General features: G+C 45.7%; 15 protein-coding genes. 12 read left to right on the top strand and 3 right to left on the bottom strand.

Annotation, left to right across the window (positions count from 1 at the left end; translation table 11 throughout):
* Window positions 1–42 precede the first annotated feature (42 nt).
* From ABIX36_RS07100 to ABIX36_RS07075, 6 genes are all read left to right on the top strand, one after another.
* Entirely contained in the window at window positions 43–2,622 is a 2,580-nt protein-coding gene (locus tag ABIX36_RS07100; protein ID WP_348081466.1) for a BamA/TamA family outer membrane protein, read from the top strand.
* 793 nt (window positions 2,623–3,415) lie between these two features.
* Window positions 3,416–4,351, top strand: coding sequence for a ring-cleaving dioxygenase (locus ABIX36_RS07095; protein ID WP_348081465.1), 936 nt, complete (start codon window positions 3,416–3,418; stop codon window positions 4,349–4,351).
* Window positions 4,352–4,358: 7 nt separating this feature from the next.
* Window positions 4,359–4,982, top strand: coding sequence for a dienelactone hydrolase family protein (locus ABIX36_RS07090; protein WP_348081464.1), 624 nt, complete (start codon window positions 4,359–4,361; stop codon window positions 4,980–4,982).
* A 61-nt stretch (window positions 4,983–5,043) separates the two neighbouring features.
* Entirely contained in the window at window positions 5,044–5,331 is a 288-nt protein-coding gene (locus ABIX36_RS07085) for a GNAT family N-acetyltransferase (RefSeq protein WP_348081463.1), read from the top strand.
* A gap of 4 nt (window positions 5,332–5,335) precedes the next feature.
* On the top strand, window positions 5,336–5,689 hold the full coding sequence (locus ABIX36_RS07080; protein ID WP_348081462.1) for a hypothetical protein: 354 nt from the start codon (window positions 5,336–5,338) through the stop codon (window positions 5,687–5,689).
* A gap of 74 nt (window positions 5,690–5,763) precedes the next feature.
* Window positions 5,764–6,522 carry a DUF4352 domain-containing protein gene (locus tag ABIX36_RS07075; protein ID WP_348081461.1) on the top strand — a complete coding sequence of 253 codons (759 nt, stop codon included), beginning with the start codon at window positions 5,764–5,766 and terminating at the stop codon, window positions 6,520–6,522.
* A 342-nt stretch (window positions 6,523–6,864) separates the two neighbouring features.
* Here ABIX36_RS07075 and ABIX36_RS07070 read toward each other — a convergent pair whose 3' ends face one another.
* Complete coding sequence (locus ABIX36_RS07070) at window positions 6,865–7,395, bottom strand: DUF6702 family protein (protein ID WP_348081460.1); 531 nt, start codon at window positions 7,393–7,395, stop codon at window positions 6,865–6,867.
* Between the two features lie 66 nt (window positions 7,396–7,461).
* Between ABIX36_RS07070 and ABIX36_RS07065 the strand changes: the two genes are divergently transcribed.
* The 6 genes from ABIX36_RS07065 to ABIX36_RS07040 all read left to right on the top strand — a co-directional run bounded on the left by ABIX36_RS07065 (window position 7,462) and on the right by ABIX36_RS07040 (window position 13,751).
* On the top strand, window positions 7,462–8,046 hold the full coding sequence (locus ABIX36_RS07065) for a HupE/UreJ family protein (RefSeq protein WP_348081459.1): 585 nt from the start codon (window positions 7,462–7,464) through the stop codon (window positions 8,044–8,046).
* A gap of 27 nt (window positions 8,047–8,073) precedes the next feature.
* The gene (locus ABIX36_RS07060) at window positions 8,074–10,479 is read left to right on the top strand and encodes a M1 family metallopeptidase (RefSeq protein ID WP_348081458.1); all 2,406 of its coding nucleotides are present in this window, start codon (window positions 8,074–8,076) and stop codon (window positions 10,477–10,479) included.
* A 147-nt stretch (window positions 10,480–10,626) separates the two neighbouring features.
* Window positions 10,627–11,460, top strand: coding sequence for an MBL fold metallo-hydrolase (locus ABIX36_RS07055; protein ID WP_348081457.1), 834 nt, complete (start codon window positions 10,627–10,629; stop codon window positions 11,458–11,460).
* 4 nt (window positions 11,461–11,464) lie between these two features.
* A complete protein-coding gene (locus ABIX36_RS07050; RefSeq protein WP_348081456.1) occupies window positions 11,465–12,145 on the top strand; it encodes a pseudouridine synthase in 681 nt (226 codons plus the stop codon).
* A gap of 70 nt (window positions 12,146–12,215) precedes the next feature.
* Window positions 12,216–13,454: a beta-ketoacyl-ACP synthase II gene (fabF, locus tag ABIX36_RS07045; RefSeq protein WP_348081455.1), complete on the top strand. Its 1,239-nt coding sequence runs from the start codon at window positions 12,216–12,218 to the stop codon at window positions 13,452–13,454.
* A 12-nt stretch (window positions 13,455–13,466) separates the two neighbouring features.
* On the top strand, window positions 13,467–13,751 hold the full coding sequence (locus tag ABIX36_RS07040) for a DUF1456 family protein (RefSeq protein WP_348081454.1): 285 nt from the start codon (window positions 13,467–13,469) through the stop codon (window positions 13,749–13,751).
* Here the strand turns inward: ABIX36_RS07040 and ABIX36_RS07035 are convergent.
* Complete coding sequence (locus tag ABIX36_RS07035; protein WP_348081453.1) at window positions 13,748–14,320, bottom strand: CAP domain-containing protein; 573 nt, start codon at window positions 14,318–14,320, stop codon at window positions 13,748–13,750. The genes ABIX36_RS07040 and ABIX36_RS07035 overlap by 4 nt on opposite strands.
* A 118-nt stretch (window positions 14,321–14,438) precedes the next feature.
* On the bottom strand, window positions 14,439–15,212 hold the full coding sequence (locus ABIX36_RS07030) for a hypothetical protein (protein ID WP_348081452.1): 774 nt from the start codon (window positions 15,210–15,212) through the stop codon (window positions 14,439–14,441).
* Between the last annotated feature and the right edge of the window lie 125 nt (window positions 15,213–15,337).

Genomic DNA, 15,337 nt, shown 5'->3' with positions numbered 1-15,337 from the left:
CGGCTATTTGCCGCCGAATAACATACTTAATACCCCTTACCTATGCGCAAAAAGCTACTTATCCTCTCCGCGATTTTTATCACCGCTACAGCAGCCTACGCGCAGCAAACAACGGTTGAAGAATTACCCGCGCCTAAGTTTAAAGATAGCATTACCGTTAAAGTCCATCCATCTTACAACGATGTTACCGGGATACATAAATGGCTTTTCGGCGAAAATTACCGTAAGGAGTGGGCGGTGCCTGTTAAGCTGCCAGTTATAAGGTTAAGCGAAGTTTATGGCGGGCTTACACCCGATAAAGAGGGCGGAGGCTACCAATCAAAATCATTAAGGCTTAAGGATAAAAAGGGCCGAGAATGGGTAATCCGCAGTGTGGAGAAATCGCCGGATAAGCTGCTTCCGCCAAATTTTGCCGGCACCTTTGCGGTAGATTGGCTGGACGATGCCATCAGCGGGCAGCACCCGTTCTCGGCACTGATCGTTGGCCCCATGGCCGAGGCTGCCAATGTGCCGCATTCAAACCCCGTTATTGGCGTTGTGGCCGATGACCCTGCGCTGGGCAAATACCGCCAAAAGTTTGCTAACACCATTTGCCTGTTGGAAGAGCGCGAACCGGGTGGTGAATCTGACAATACCCCAAAAGCATTGGGCAAAATTATTGAAGATAACGATAACCATTTTGATGGCGAGGCTTTCCTGCGTGCCCGTTTGCTGGACCTGCTGGTAGCAGACTGGGACAGACACGAAGACCAATGGCGCTGGCTGGACAGGCAAAAAGGCAACGGTAAAATGTATATTGGCGTTCCCCGCGACCGCGACCAGGTGCTACACGTTGCCGAAGGCCTGTTCCCGAGCATTGCTTCCTTGCCATTTATCACGCCCGCTATTGATAATTTCAGCGGAGAGATACCGCGCGTAAAATACTCCATTTTTAAAACCCGCTTTATAAAGCCATATACCGATGCCCAGATAACTTTTGAGGATTGGATGCGCGTTACCAATGCCTTTGTAGCCGCCGAAACGGATGCCGTGCTGGAAGCCGGATTACGCCGGATGCCTGTTGAAGCGTATAAGATAAGGCACGATGAATTACTTGCCGGGTTGAAACAACGCCGTGATAATATCCCCAAAGCGATGGAGGAATATTACCGTTTTATAAACCGCCTGGTGGATATCCGCACGAGCGATAAAAATGAGCAGGTAACCATTACTGATGCGCCGGATAACGGAATGCGGGTGCTTATCCAAAAGATATCTAAAGACGGGAAACTGAGCGATACGCTCTTAGATATGGTGTACAAGGCTGACATCACCAAAGAGATAAGGCTGTATGTATCCGGTGGTGACGATCACGTTACCATCAATACTGCTACTTCCAATATAAATCTGCGTGTTGTAGGCGGGCGTGGGAATAAAATTTACGAGGGGATAAAATCAAACGGCAGGGTAAAACTTTATGACAAGCCCGACAGCCTAAAATTTATAGGCGATGAAGGCATATTTCGCAAACACCTTTCGCGCGATACCTTAAACACTAAGTTTGTACCTACTTATCCTTACAATGTTTGGATGCCGCTGGCCACCGCAGCGCTCAATGTTGACGATGGTTTCCTACTTGGCGGTGGCTTTAAATATACCAAGTACGACGGATTCCGTAAACTGCCTTACACCAGTGTACAGCAACTGCTGATAAGTCATTCTTTTTCTACCGATGCTTACCGCATAAGGTACAGCGGCGAGTGGATCCACGCCTTTGGCAAGGCCGACCTGCTGATAAAAACCTATATACAGGCACCTGATAATACGCAAAACTTTTTTGGTTTCGGCAACAACACGCCACTGGTGAAGGGGCCGGATTACCGCCGGTTTTACCGCACCCGCTTTGATACCTACCAGTTCGACCCTGCCCTGCGCTGGAGGCTGGATAGTGTGAAAAGTATCAGCGTGGGCCCGTCATTTCAGTATTATCATTTTGATGCTGATGGCAATGCAGGTCGTCTCATTACTAACCCGCCGCTCATTAACTCTTACGACAGCCTCATCGTAGACAAGGATAAGGTACATGTGGGTATAATGGTTAACTATATAGATAACCAGCGCAAAGGCGGCGTATTTCCTAACGACGGGCATTATTTTACCATAACCCTCACAGGTTACCGTGGGATGAACGGCTATTCAAAATCGTACGGGCAGCTTCGCTCGGAGTTTACGTTTTATAAAAAATTAACCCAACATGGCGCATTGGTATTGAGCGACAGGATTGGGGGCGGTGTCACCGTTGGTCGCCCTGCGTTTTACCAGGGCATGTTTTTAGGCGGGCAGGGCAACCTGTTGGGCTATCTGCAAAACCGCTTCGCGGGCAAGCATATAATCTATAACAATTTCCAGGCGAGGCTTAAACTGGCCAACATTAAGGGCTACCTTTTACCCGGTCAGTTGGGCATCAGCGGCTTTTATGATGCAGGCAGGGTATGGGCCGATAACTACAACGCAGGCGGTATACACCACGGCGTAGGCGGCGGCGCGTACTTTTCACCTGCGGCACTTATTGTAGTGCAGGTATTGGCCGGGCATTCTGTTGAGGGCTGGTACCCTTATGTTTCGCTGAATTTTAGGCTGTAGCACACGATTATAGGATTTAACGATTGAACAGGATTTTTCCCTTGCCGTTATGTCTCGTTAACCGAAACATTGCGGCTACTTGTCCTGCTTATTGACTCACCCCGACTACGCTACGCTGGTCGACCCTCTCTACCTGCGGTAAAGAGGGTAAGGAACTATTGGAACAAAAAACATGACATTACACGAATTATATATCAAACTTCAGGAATCAGGCTAGCTGAAGACAAGTATTATTTGCATGGGCTTTATGGCGGCTCTACCAATGATGATGAAAAACTTTCTTTAGTAATGAGAAAAGGGAAATATACGCTCGAGTATAAAGTGTACTATAAAGAAAGAGGGAGCGAATCTGCTATAAAAATATTTATATCAGAAGATGAGGCTTGTCAGTACATGTACAAGCAATTGCGGGAAAGTAAAGAATGGGAAGATAAACATACGAAGTAAGCATTTCAGCTATGACGTAGATGATAGACTCACTTACCTGCGTTAGCGATAAAAGCGGATACCGGCCCCTGCGCCTAAGGCCCCGCGCGCGTATGAGCGGTTAGCGCGGGGCAAAGCCAACGCCCTAAATAAAGCCTCACTTAATCCTGTCCAAAGGAGAGGACTTAAAAAATGTTATTAAGGTTTTAGAACCCCCTCCCCTGGAGAGGGCAGGGTGAGGCTTCTTCCTCTTAACCTACATTAACTTTCCGCTTTAACCTACATTAAGTTGAAATGCTGTGTTTATACCGACATTTGATATCAACAAACAAGGAACAAAAACACAAACATTTAAAACAACAACATCATGGAAAATACAATCAACGGCATCCACCACATTACTGCAATAGCTGGCAATGCCAAACGCAATTATAATTTTTACACTAATGTTTTGGGCCAGCGCCTGGTTAAAAAAACCGTTAACTTCGATGACCCCGAAACTTACCACTTATACTACGGCGATCAAAACGGAACGCCCGGCAGCATCCTTACGTTCTTCCCCTGGGAAGGCATCCAAACCGGCAGGAGAGGCGCAAGGCAGGCTACCGAAATTGGTTACTCGGTACCAAAAGGCAGTCTTGATTTTTGGGTGAACCGTTTCGAAAAACATAACGTGATCTATAATAAGGTAGCCGAAAAATTTGGCGAAGAATACTTAACCGTGTTAGACCCTGATGGCTTGAAACTGGAGTTGACAGCATCAAAAACTGCCGATACCCGCTTACCATGGGAAACAGATGAAGTTAAAGCAGAGAACGCTATTAAAGGTTTCCACAACGTAACCATCACCACCAACAAAATGCAGGCTACCGCCGATATTTTAACCGGTATATTTGGCTACAAATTGTTGGAGCAACATGTAAACCGTTACCGTTTTGTAACAGACGCGGTTGAAAACGCCAACATTGTAGACCTGGTTGAGGTAGCCGGCGAAGTTGCAGGGCATGTAGCCGGTGGCAGCGTACACCACGTAGCCTTTAGGGTAGCAAACGAGGAGATATTGATGCAATACCGCGAAAAGATAGCGGCTTTGGGTTTGCATATTACCGATAAGATAGACCGTAACTACTTCTACTCTTTATACTTCCGCGAACCGGGAGGTGTATTGTTCGAAATTGCTACCGATAACCCGGGCTTTGCAGTTGACGAAGCGGTTGAAGAATTGGGCCAGAACCTTAAATTGCCTGAACAACACGAGCGGTTTAGGTCGGCATTGGAAAAATCATTACCAAAACTGTTCTAACTAAATTATGTACAGTCACACAAAACAAATAAAAACGGCGGGTGCAGCACCCGCCGTTGCCAAAGGCGCATTAATACTGTTACACGGCAGGGGTGGCACCGCTGCCAATATTATTGGCATTGCCAACGAACTGGATGTAGATGGTTTTGCCATTTATGCGCCTCAAGCCACCAACAACAGCTGGTATCCGCTGAGCTTTTTAGCACCCGATGCACAGAACCAACCCGCTTTAGATTCGGCACTGGAAATGGTTGATGAAACCGTAAAACAGGCATTGGCAGACGGTATCCCGGTACATAAGATCTACTTCCTCGGCTTTTCGCAGGGCGCGTGTTTAACACTGGAGTACATCACCCGCCATGCACAGCCCTTTGGCGGCGCGGTTGCGTTTACGGGCGGACTGATAGGAGAACGGGTGAATCTGGACAACTACAAAGGCGATTTTATAGGGATGCCGGTATTGATAACCACCGGTAACCCAGACCCGCATGTGCCGCTTACCCGCGTAGAGGAAAGCGTAAAAGTGTTAAAGAGCATGGACGCAGCGGTTACGCTTAAAGTTTACAACGGCAGGACGCATTCCATTAGTCAGGAAGAAATTGAACTGGCCAACAGCACTATATTTATATGAACAAACTGATAGCATGGCTGTTGGCCTTATGGACCGCCAGCAATTTTAAAAAGCTAAAACAATGAACTACGACGATATCGAACTGATCAACAACGAAGCTATCCACAATTTTGAATTGTTTGTGGATGGGCAACGCGCCTTTATAGATTACAAAACTAAGGATAACAAGATCTACCTCATCCATACCGAAGTCCCTAAAGAACTGCAAGGCCAGGGCGTTGCCGAAGCTATTGTAGAAAAGGCATTCAAATATATAGAAGCGCATAAGCTGGTGCTGATCCCGCTTTGCAGCTACATAGAAGTGTTTTTAAGGAAACACCCGGAATGGGACAGGCTTTTAGCCGCATAATTAAATGGAACAGTTTAAAGTAACCCGCGTGTATGCCGATGAAAACGGCGAAAGCCATTTTGATGAAGTGTTTTATCCATTAACCGGTGGTGGCACAATTGGGCACCTATCCCAAAGCGTTGCGGTGAAAGAAGTTGTGTTTAGGAAAGTTCCCGCGGGGTACAACGATCTGCATAATGCTCCTCAAAAGCAATATGTAGTGTTATTAGATGGCGGCGTAGAAATAGAAACCTCCCTCGGCGAAAAGCGAGTGTTTGAGCAGGGTGAGATCTTGTTGATGGAAGACACTACCGGCAAAGGCCACCGAAGTAGTAATGTGGAGCAACGGGAGCGGAGTTCGTTGTTTATTATATTTTAACAAATCTTTAAATAAGGACTTTTTTCTTTTGGGCCATATACAGTGTTTAGAAATAATGTTATTAAATTTATAACATGGCAAATTTCTTTTGTGGAAAATGTGGTTTCCTAAATTCATCTGAAAATAATTTTTGTAATAATTGCGGCTCAAAACTTCGGATTTCAGATGTTGACAATCACTTTCCACAAGTGGACGAAATAAATTATAATGAGGAAGAACAAGTTGCCAATCATGAAACCACTGTTATCGAAGAGGAATCTATTGAGGGTATCGCTCCCATTGAATTAGCACATAAAAATAATGATACCAGAAATATCACGCTGTTCGTACTTCTCTTAATTGGGATGATTGTTTTTTATAATTACTACACTACAAGTTCTCCGTCAAAAACCAGCAATTCATACACCTCGGATAATCATTATCATGCACAAACAAGTGTAGGCGAGACCCTTACTACAAGTATGTTTGATATTACAGTCAATAAAGTTGATGTAACAGACTACATAGATGTTGGGAATGAATTTTTAAATCTTAAAAAGGAAGATGAAATTTATTATTTGACAATAAACGTAACCTTTAAAAATGTAGATAGCGAAAGTCGTATGATAGTTGATGGAGAACTATTGATAAATTTCAATGGACAAGACTATAAGTTTGACAAATCTGAAATTATAGCAGCCAACGGATGGGGTTTGCTACTTGACCAAATTAATCCTTTGACTTCAAAAACCACCAATTTGGTTTTTAAAATCCCCAAAGATTTAAAAGGTAAAATTTTCTGGCATCCTGGTCGCACAGATGACGGCGAAACTATTTATCTCGGGGAAATATAAAAGTTACTTATTGTTGATAAAGCCGCACCTTAAAACCCGCCCATCCAAGCATCCATGTCTTGATGCAAACATTTGTAAGCGTCCAGGCGATCAAGTGTGGATCATTGACTGGGCGATAATTTATAATATAAACAAAATTAGCGACAAGAAAAAGTGAATTATATGTTAACCCTGTTTAAATATAAATTATTGATTATGAGTATTTTATAAAAATATTTTTCGAATTGTGTTAAGTTATGTTAACCCTGATTGCTCCCCGCAGAAATAGCAAAAACGCATATTTTAGCCTTGTTTAGTCAGGGAATTAAATTCGTGTAATTAGCCTAATTCGTGAAATTTGTGTTAATTGAACTCCTGCGTAATCTTCCGCGCCGGGCTATCCAGCTTGGCGCTTTTGCGTACACCGGCAACCGTCATGTGTACTATGTTCAGCTGATCTTCGTACAAGTTTTGCAGCAGGCTTACGTCGGCATCTATCTTTTTTGGGGAGGCTATCTTAGGCGATTCCAGGTACACATTCACCGCTTCTTTGTTGATCTCGAAGCCAAGGTAAGTTAATGGCAAAGCAGCCCCCCCGCCTGCTCTTACCTGCAGGTGGCCGGCTGTGTATTTTTTCACCAGCTCATCCATGGCGGCGTGCATGTCTGCCTTACTCAAATCGGCTTTGGTGTTGAATTGCCGTTGTAGAGCGCTTTCAAAATCATCCGTAAAAATGGTCAGGATAACTTCCATTTGCCCGTCCTTCACATTATAGCTGATATCGGAGGTGCTTACGTGCAGCGGGTGAAACTTAGCTGGCGCGGGCTTCTCCGCCCAAAACGTACCCAGTAAAATGTAACAATATAATAGCGGTTTGGCTAATAAAGCAGTCATAACAGTGCCCGGTTTTATTTATAATTAAAACCTGCTAAATTTACGCTTTCAACGCCTTTTTATTGCATGTCTGATTTTGTTTTTTATTTCGGCTTAGGGTGGAAACACATCATCAGCCTTGACGCGCTCGACCATCAGCTTTTTATCCTCGCCCTGGCAGCCGTCTACACCTTTAAAAACATCAGGCAGGTTTTAATACTCGTAACCGCTTTTACCATCGGGCACAGTCTTACATTGGCCCTGAGCGTGCTGGATGTGATCAGGTTCAGCAGCAAATGGGTGGAATTTTTAATACCCTGTACCATTTTTATTACTGCCCTCAACAATATTTTACGGGTTGATAAAAAGGAAGGCAGCGCCCGGGTTAACTATTACCTGGCCTTGGGCTTTGGGCTCATCCACGGGATGGGTTTTGCCAACAGCATCCGCATAATGCTGGCACAGGGGCAGGGGATAGGCATGGGGCTTTTCGGCTTCAATATCGGGCTGGAAGCCGGGCAGATCATGGTTGTCGCCGTCATCCTAATTGTTGGCTGGCTGTTCATGAATTTGCTGCGGGTGCGGCGCAGGGACTGGATATTTTTTTTATCTTCGGGAGTGTTTGCACTGGCCATTAAAATGGCTATAGAGCGCCTCCCTTTTTTACACTGAAAAACTATTAATCACTAAAACAGAAATATGAAGCGGATCTTTACAGGAATCTTATTCGTGATGGGCACCGTTGGAGCATCCTTTGCACAGGATATCCAAAACAACCCCGGTAGCAATCACGGTAACAAGTTTGAGCAATTGGGGACCATACTACCCACGCCAAACGAGCAGCGCACAGCCAGCGGCGCACCGGGCGTAAAATATTGGCAGCAACGTGCCGATTACAACATTAAGTGCGAACTTGATGAGAAGAACTTAAAGCTGATAGGCAGCGAAACCATTACCTACGTTAACAATTCACCGGACGTACTTACCTACATCTGGCTGCAACTGGACGAGAACCAGCATAACACGCTGAACACTTCCAACTACCAGAGCAGCTCTACCATGCCAAAACAAACCACCACGCAAAATATCGACCGCACATTAGGCCGTAACGGCGATGTGGATAACGGGCTTGGCGACGTGATCACTAAGCTAACCGATGCTACCGGCAAAAAATTAGCCTACACGGTTAACAAAACCATGATGCGTGTTGAGTTGCCTGTGCCGTTAAAATCTGGCCAGCAATTTATTTTTAATATCGACTGGACCTACAAGATAACTGACCGTATGACCATTGGCGGCCGTGGCGGTTACGAGTATTTCCCGGAGGATGGCAACTACCTGTTCACCATGACACAGTGGTACCCGCGCCTTTGCGTTTACAGCGATTTCCAGGGATGGCAAAACCATCAGTTTACCGGCCGTGGCGAGTTTGCGCTTACCTTCGGTAACTTCCATGTACAAATGACCGTACCTGCCGATCACGTTATCGGTTCAACAGGCGAGTGTATCAACTACGCGGCTGTATTAAGTCCCGAGAAATTTGCCCGTTACAACAAAGCTAAAACCTCAACCGTACCGGTAGAGGTTGTAACCCTTGCCGAAGCTAAAAAAGCTGAAAAGGCGCCATCAACTGCTAAAAAAACCTGGGTGTTCCAGGCTAACAACGTGCGCGATTTTGCCTGGGGTTCTTCCCGTAAATTTGTTTGGGATGCCATGGGCATCAAGCTTAACGGCAAAAACATCATGTGTATGAGCTACTATGGTAAAGAAGCTTACAACCTGTACAGTAAGTATTCTACCAGGCTGGTTGCGCATACCATTAAAACTTATTCAGATTTCAGCATTCCTTACACTTACCCGGTTGCGCAAAGCGTTGAGGCATCAAACGGTATGGAGTACCCGATGATCTGCTTTAACTATGGCCGTACCGAAAAAGACGGTACCTACAGCGAAGGCACTAAGAACGGTATGATTGGGGTGGTTATCCACGAGGTTGGCCACAACTTTTACCCGATGATCATCAACAGCGACGAGCGCCAGTGGAGCTGGATGGACGAAGGTTTGAATTCATTTGTGGAGTACCTTGCCGAAGAACTTTGGGATAACAAGTTCCCAAGCAAAAAAGGCGCGGCTTACACCATGGTTGATTACATGAAACTGCCGAAGAACGAATTGGAGCCAATCATGAGCAACTCTGAGAACATCGTTCGTTTTGGCCCTAATGCTTACACCAAACCGGCAACCGGCTTAAACATCCTGCGCGAAACCATCATGGGCCGCAAGCTGTTTGACTATGCCTTTAAAGAATACGCAAAACGCTGGGCATTTAAACACCCAACCCCGGCCGATCTGTTCCGTACCATGGAAGACGCCAGCGGCGAGGACCTGGATTGGTTCTGGAGAGGCTGGTTCTACGGAACCGACCCGGTTGATATCTCGTTAGATTCTGTAAAAGTTGGTAAAGCCGATCTAAAGGATTCGTTCACTCCCCCTAAACGTAATGGCGTAACTGCAAAAGTTGCACCGCCATCTGTAAACAGTTTCGAGGATATCTCTAAGATCCGTAACCGTACCGATAAATCTATCGTTTTCCAAACCGACAGGGATACCGCTACACACGACTTTTATTGGAAGTATGCACGCGGCCTGGCCGGTGTTGATACCGTGAAATTTTCTAATATGATAAAAGCGCAAACCCCGCCAGCGTTTGAAACGGATGCGATGACCGCAGACGATAAATCAAAATATGGTTCGATGTATTTTTACGAGTTAAATTTTAGCAACAAAGGTGGTTTGGTAATGCCGATCATCGTTGAGTTTAAGTTTGCCGATGGTACAACCTCTGTCGACCGTATCCCTGCCCAGATCTGGCGCCTGAATGAAAAGAATTGCAGTAAATTTTACATACAGAGCAAAGAGGTGGTATCGATCAAAATTGACCCGATGCGCGAAACCGTGGATATCGACGAAACCAATAACTTCTGGGGAAAAACCGGCGAGCCGTCTAAATTCCAGGTGTTTAAACAAAAAATGGGCGCTAACGGCCCGGTTCGTGGCCAGTCTACAGGTGTAAACCCAATGCAGGTAGGCACAGGAAGCAAATAATAAACAATCCTCATTCGGCCCCCCCACCGAATATATATAATGCATACGGCCGGCTAAGTAATTAGTCGGCCGTATTTTGTTTACAATTGATAAATACCCTGCGTTTATGTTTTCTATTGCAAGCCAAAATTTGTTATTTTGTAAGCTATGCCGGTTTTCATTGCATCATTAAATTCAGGGAGTAATGGCAATTGCTATTATGTTGGGAACGAGCACGAAGCCGTGCTGGTTGATGCTGGCATATCCTGCCGCGAGACCGAAAAAAGAATGACCCGGTTGGGCTTATCCATGCAAAAGATAAAGGCTATCTTTATTTCGCATGAGCATTCCGACCATATCCGCGGGCTTGGCGTACTGGCGCGTAAGTATAAGCTGCCGGTTTATGTTACTGATGGCACCGGGCATTACTGCGGCGATGTACCTGACGAGCTTTGCATAGGTCTGCATGCCTACGCACCCATTCGCATTGGCAGCCTGGAAGTAACCGCTTTTCCAAAACACCACGACGCGGTTGAACCCCATAGCTTCATGATAACCGACGGAGATGTCCGCATTGGGGTATTTACCGATATTGGCGCACCTTGCGAGCACCTTATCCGCCATTTTGGGCAATGCCATGCTGCGTTTTTGGAAGCTAATTATGACGAAGAAATGCTGGCTGCGGGCCGGTACCCGTTTTTTCTCAAACGCCGCATCACCGGGGGCAAGGGACACCTTTCAAACAGGCAGGCGCTGCAAATGTTCATCGATTATAAACCACATTACATGAGCCATTTGCTATTGGCACACTTATCCAAAGATAATAACGACCCTGAACTGGCCCGGCAGCTATTTTTGCCCCACGCCGGCACTACCCATGTAAGCGTTGCCTCGCGGTATAGCGAGAGCGAGGTTTATTGTATAGATCCATCGGGCACTATTTTAGCGGCAGATATCGCGCTTAACCAAATTACCGGACAGTTTCAGTTTGCCTTAAGCTGATCTGATGCTTGATATACTCTACCAGGACGATTACCTTATCGCCATTAACAAACCACATGGATTGCTTGTGCATCGCTCATCTATCGCCGCCGATGCCGAAGAATTTGCGCTGCAGCTGCTGCGCGATCAGATAGGCAAAAAAGTAAACCCCGCGCATCGTATCGACAGAAAAACCGGCGGCGTATTGCTGTTCGCTTTTGATAAGCAGACAGAAATTGCCATGCAGCAGGCTTTTATGGAAAACAGAGTAAGCAAAAAATACCTGGCTATAGTGCGCGGCTACACGCCCGATGAACTGGAAATAGATTATCCTTTGCGAAAAGAGAACGGTACACTGCAGGACGCATTAACCCGATTCACCACGTTAAAACGAGCGGAACTGGACGTACCGTTGGGTAAGCACCCAACATCCCGGTATTCGCTGGTGCAGGCTACGCCGCAAACCGGGCGGATGCACCAGTTACGCAAGCATTTCGCTCACATATTTCACCCCATTATTGGCGACCGTACCCATGGCTGCAACAAACAAAATAAATTGTTTAAAGATAGATGGGAGATGGAAACCACGTTGTTGCATGCCGAAGAGCTGAGTTTTACCCACCCCATAAACGGCTCGGAAATTGTTACTATAAATGCACCTCTGCAACCTGGTTTTTTACAGGCTATGGCGATAATGGGCTGGTGAAAAATTTTACAAAATAATAAACTTTACTGTAGTACTTTTGCGCTACCGTAATTTAAACTGTTTTATATTAATGAAAAGAGTTGTAGTAACCGGCATGGGTGTTGTTTCCGCTACAGGGATGGACATCGCCGGGTTTTGGAATAACATAGTAGAGGGCAACAGCCCTGCAAAAGCGATCACACGGTTTAATACCGATAAGTTTAAAACACATTTTGCTACCCAGATAGCAGAATTTAACGCTGCCCAATACCTGGACAGGAACGAAATAAAACGAAGCGACCTTTATACACAATACGCGCTGATAGCCGCTACGCAGGCCATTGCCGATTCGGGGTTTGATATTAATACCATGTCGCCTTTTGATATCGGGGTGATCTTTGGTACCGCGCAGGGCGGGATGGACACCTTTGAGCATCAGTACAAAGAGTTTGCTGCTGGTGGCTTTGAGCCGCATTTCAACCCGTTCTTTATCCCCAAAACACTGGTGAATATGGCTGCGGGGTTAATATCCATTAAGTTTGGCTTTATGGGGGTTAACTTTTCTACAGCCTCTGCCTGTGCAAGCGCAAACACGGCTATAATGGATGCCTTTAACTATATCAAATTTGGTAAAGCTAAAATTATCGTAACCGGTGGATCCGACGCGCCTATTAGCGAAGCGTCCATTGGTGGTTACAATTCGCTGAAGGCGCTATCAACCCGTAACGCAGAGCCAACAAAAGCATCCCGTCCCTTTGATGTGGAGCGCGATGGTTTTGTAATGGGAGAGGGCGCCGGTGTTTTGGTTTTGGAGGAATACGAACACGCCAAAGCACGCGGTGCGCATATTTATTGTGAAGTAGGTGGCGCCGCCATGACATCAGATGCTTACCACATCACCGCTACCCATCCCGAGGGTAAAGGCGCCATCCGTGCCATGCAGCTGGCGCTGGAAGACGCAGGTTTAAACCCGTCTGACATTGGTTTTGTGAACGCCCATGCTACCTCAACCCCGGTTGGTGATATCAGCGAAGCAAAAGCGATAAAAGCGGTGTTTAATGGCCAGGAGAATTTGCATGTAAGCGCAACCAAATCTGTAACCGGGCACTTATTAGGTGCGGCTGGCGCCGTGGAAGCTATCATAGCGGTAAAAGCTATCATTGACGGCATTGTACCACCAACCATCAACACCCAAACCATCGACCCGGAAATACCCCGGGGATTGAATATTGTGATCAACAGCGCCATAGAAAAGAAGATAGACGCAGCTTTGAGTAATACCTTTGGCTTTGGCGGACACAACGGCGTGGTGATATTTAAAAAGATTTAAACAGGAGGAATTATGAGCAATAATGATGTAATGAAGAAACTCCGCGTGGCATTGTCGCTGCGCGATGACGATATAATTGAGATTTTAAAGCTCGCTAATTTCCGTACCACCAAAACCGAGCTGAGTGCCATTTTCCGTGCGGACGATCATCCCAATTTTCAGCCTTGTAAAGACCAGCTGCTGCGCAATTTTTTAAACGGACTGGTGATATACAAACGTGGTGTAAGGCCAGATAACCGGGTAAAAACTGTTGGCGAAAAAACAAACGAAGTAAAACCCAAAGAAGATAAGGATTAGTGGTTATCCACTTCCTTTTGAACGAGCCGGTACTTACCTTCTTTTATTAGTTTTTGCTGTTCGGGAGAGAAAGAAACACGCCCGCCAAAATCCTGAACCCAGTAATGGTTGGTTTCTGCTACGCCAACATCTTTAAAGCCAGGGTTCATCAGGTTTTGGCAGTGCCCCTCGCTTTTAAACCAGCCCGCCATAACTTCGGCTATACTGCTTTGGCCCATGGCAATGTTTTCGCCTACCATAAAGCTTTTATAACCTTTAAAGTAGTATCCTGCAAAAACGATCCGGCTACTCATGCTGCGGCCATCTTTGCTGGTATGGTTAAAGTAATCGCGGTTGTACATATCATCGGCATGGCCGCGGGCGGCTTGTTCCAGGTTATCGTTCCACACCATTGGCGCGGCGGGCGGATACCATTTGTTGCCGCAATTGCAGCCTTTAGCGCGTGTTTTATTAATCAGCCTTAAAAACTCCTGTTTAAAATTAGCGCTGTCATCAGGCTGTACGCGTGTAAAACCACATACCGTCAATACCGATATCAATAATAAAGCGCCGAAAATGTATTTCCTCATCAATTGTATAGACAGAGATCTGCCGTCCTGGTTTAGTTAACGCTAAACTGTCCAGCTTATTTTTTACGCCTTAAGTATAATGTTACGGAGAGGATGATGAGTATAGGGATGCCGAGAACTACAATGCGGCCACTATTTTTTTGGATGTTATTTTTTTCGCCTTCACCGGCTTCTTTGTTGCGATCACTGCTTTTTTTTTAGCGACAGAGTCTATCTTTTTGGCGGATATGGTATCACGCGCAAATTTATCTATGGCCAGCATAGTGGCAGCTTCCTGGGCTTTTATCCGGTCGAGAATGGTATCGGCGCGTTTTAAAGCGACAGCGCCTTTCGCGGGGTTATCCATCCTGTTATATAAATAGCCAAAATTTTTCTGCACAGCCGCTTCCAGCTGGGGTATCTTATTGGCTATGGAAAGGGTTAGAGCTTCGTTCAAATCGCGCATGGCCAGTTTATAATCCTTTATCTCCATTTTAACGGTGGATAATTTGATAAGCGAGGCGATAAGATTGGGTACATCGTTCTTAATGCGCGATATATTGATTGATTGCAAAACGAACCATTTGGCCTGGCTAAACTTGTGCTGCGATGTGTAAACCTTGGCTAATGCATCAAAGCTTACCCTCAGCCCAACCGAATCACTATAATAACTATACTTGTGCAGCGCCAGCATGGTATAGTTCAGCGCCTCGTTTTGGTACTGTATTCTTTTTTTACGGTTTGATATGGTATCGTACTTTAAATAAACATCGGCAATCTCGGTGTACACGGGGCCCTTCAGCGAATCTACAGTCAGCTGCAGCTTTTGCTTCAGGCTGTCGAGATCTGTAGGCGCGGCGTATGTTTTAAATCCGGCTAATATTAATAGGGAAAGGATAATGAATTTCTTCATCCGGTTATTTGTATCTGATAGTGTATAAAACTGTATTCAAATTATATGCCCTAATTTGCCGAAGTGTGTTTGTTACCGGGAGGGATATGCTTTTTTCGCGCTTTTAGCGTAATTCGCTGATATAT

Source organism: Mucilaginibacter sp. (genome assembly GCF_039925265.1).
Classification (GTDB): Bacteria; Bacteroidota; Bacteroidia; order Sphingobacteriales; family Sphingobacteriaceae; genus Mucilaginibacter.
The sequence above is the reverse complement of the archived record's forward strand: the minus strand, read 5'-3'. Positions and strand labels throughout refer to the sequence as shown.

What these genes read in the sequence shown, in the direction of transcription:
- ABIX36_RS07095 (WP_348081465.1), top strand. Translation starts at nt 3,416, where the DNA reads ATGGAAAATACAATCAACGGCATCCACCACATTACTGCAATAGCTGGC.
- ABIX36_RS07075 (WP_348081461.1), top strand. Translation starts at nt 5,764, where the DNA reads ATGGCAAATTTCTTTTGTGGAAAATGTGGTTTCCTAAATTCATCTGAA.
- ABIX36_RS07070 (WP_348081460.1), bottom strand. Translation starts at nt 7,395, where the DNA reads ATGACTGCTTTATTAGCCAAACCGCTATTATATTGTTACATTTTACTG.
- ABIX36_RS07100 (WP_348081466.1), top strand. Translation starts at nt 43, where the DNA reads ATGCGCAAAAAGCTACTTATCCTCTCCGCGATTTTTATCACCGCTACA.
- ABIX36_RS07085 (WP_348081463.1), top strand. Translation starts at nt 5,044, where the DNA reads ATGAACTACGACGATATCGAACTGATCAACAACGAAGCTATCCACAAT.
- ABIX36_RS07080 (WP_348081462.1), top strand. Translation starts at nt 5,336, where the DNA reads ATGGAACAGTTTAAAGTAACCCGCGTGTATGCCGATGAAAACGGCGAA.
- ABIX36_RS07060 (WP_348081458.1), top strand. Translation starts at nt 8,074, where the DNA reads ATGAAGCGGATCTTTACAGGAATCTTATTCGTGATGGGCACCGTTGGA.
- ABIX36_RS07030 (WP_348081452.1), bottom strand. Translation starts at nt 15,212, where the DNA reads ATGAAGAAATTCATTATCCTTTCCCTATTAATATTAGCCGGATTTAAA.
- ABIX36_RS07090 (WP_348081464.1), top strand. Translation starts at nt 4,359, where the DNA reads ATGTACAGTCACACAAAACAAATAAAAACGGCGGGTGCAGCACCCGCC.
- ABIX36_RS07055 (WP_348081457.1), top strand. Translation starts at nt 10,627, where the DNA reads ATGCCGGTTTTCATTGCATCATTAAATTCAGGGAGTAATGGCAATTGC.
- fabF (WP_348081455.1), top strand. Translation starts at nt 12,216, where the DNA reads ATGAAAAGAGTTGTAGTAACCGGCATGGGTGTTGTTTCCGCTACAGGG.
- ABIX36_RS07050 (WP_348081456.1), top strand. Translation starts at nt 11,465, where the DNA reads ATGCTTGATATACTCTACCAGGACGATTACCTTATCGCCATTAACAAA.
- ABIX36_RS07065 (WP_348081459.1), top strand. Translation starts at nt 7,462, where the DNA reads ATGTCTGATTTTGTTTTTTATTTCGGCTTAGGGTGGAAACACATCATC.
- ABIX36_RS07040 (WP_348081454.1), top strand. Translation starts at nt 13,467, where the DNA reads ATGAGCAATAATGATGTAATGAAGAAACTCCGCGTGGCATTGTCGCTG.
- ABIX36_RS07035 (WP_348081453.1), bottom strand. Translation starts at nt 14,320, where the DNA reads ATGAGGAAATACATTTTCGGCGCTTTATTATTGATATCGGTATTGACG.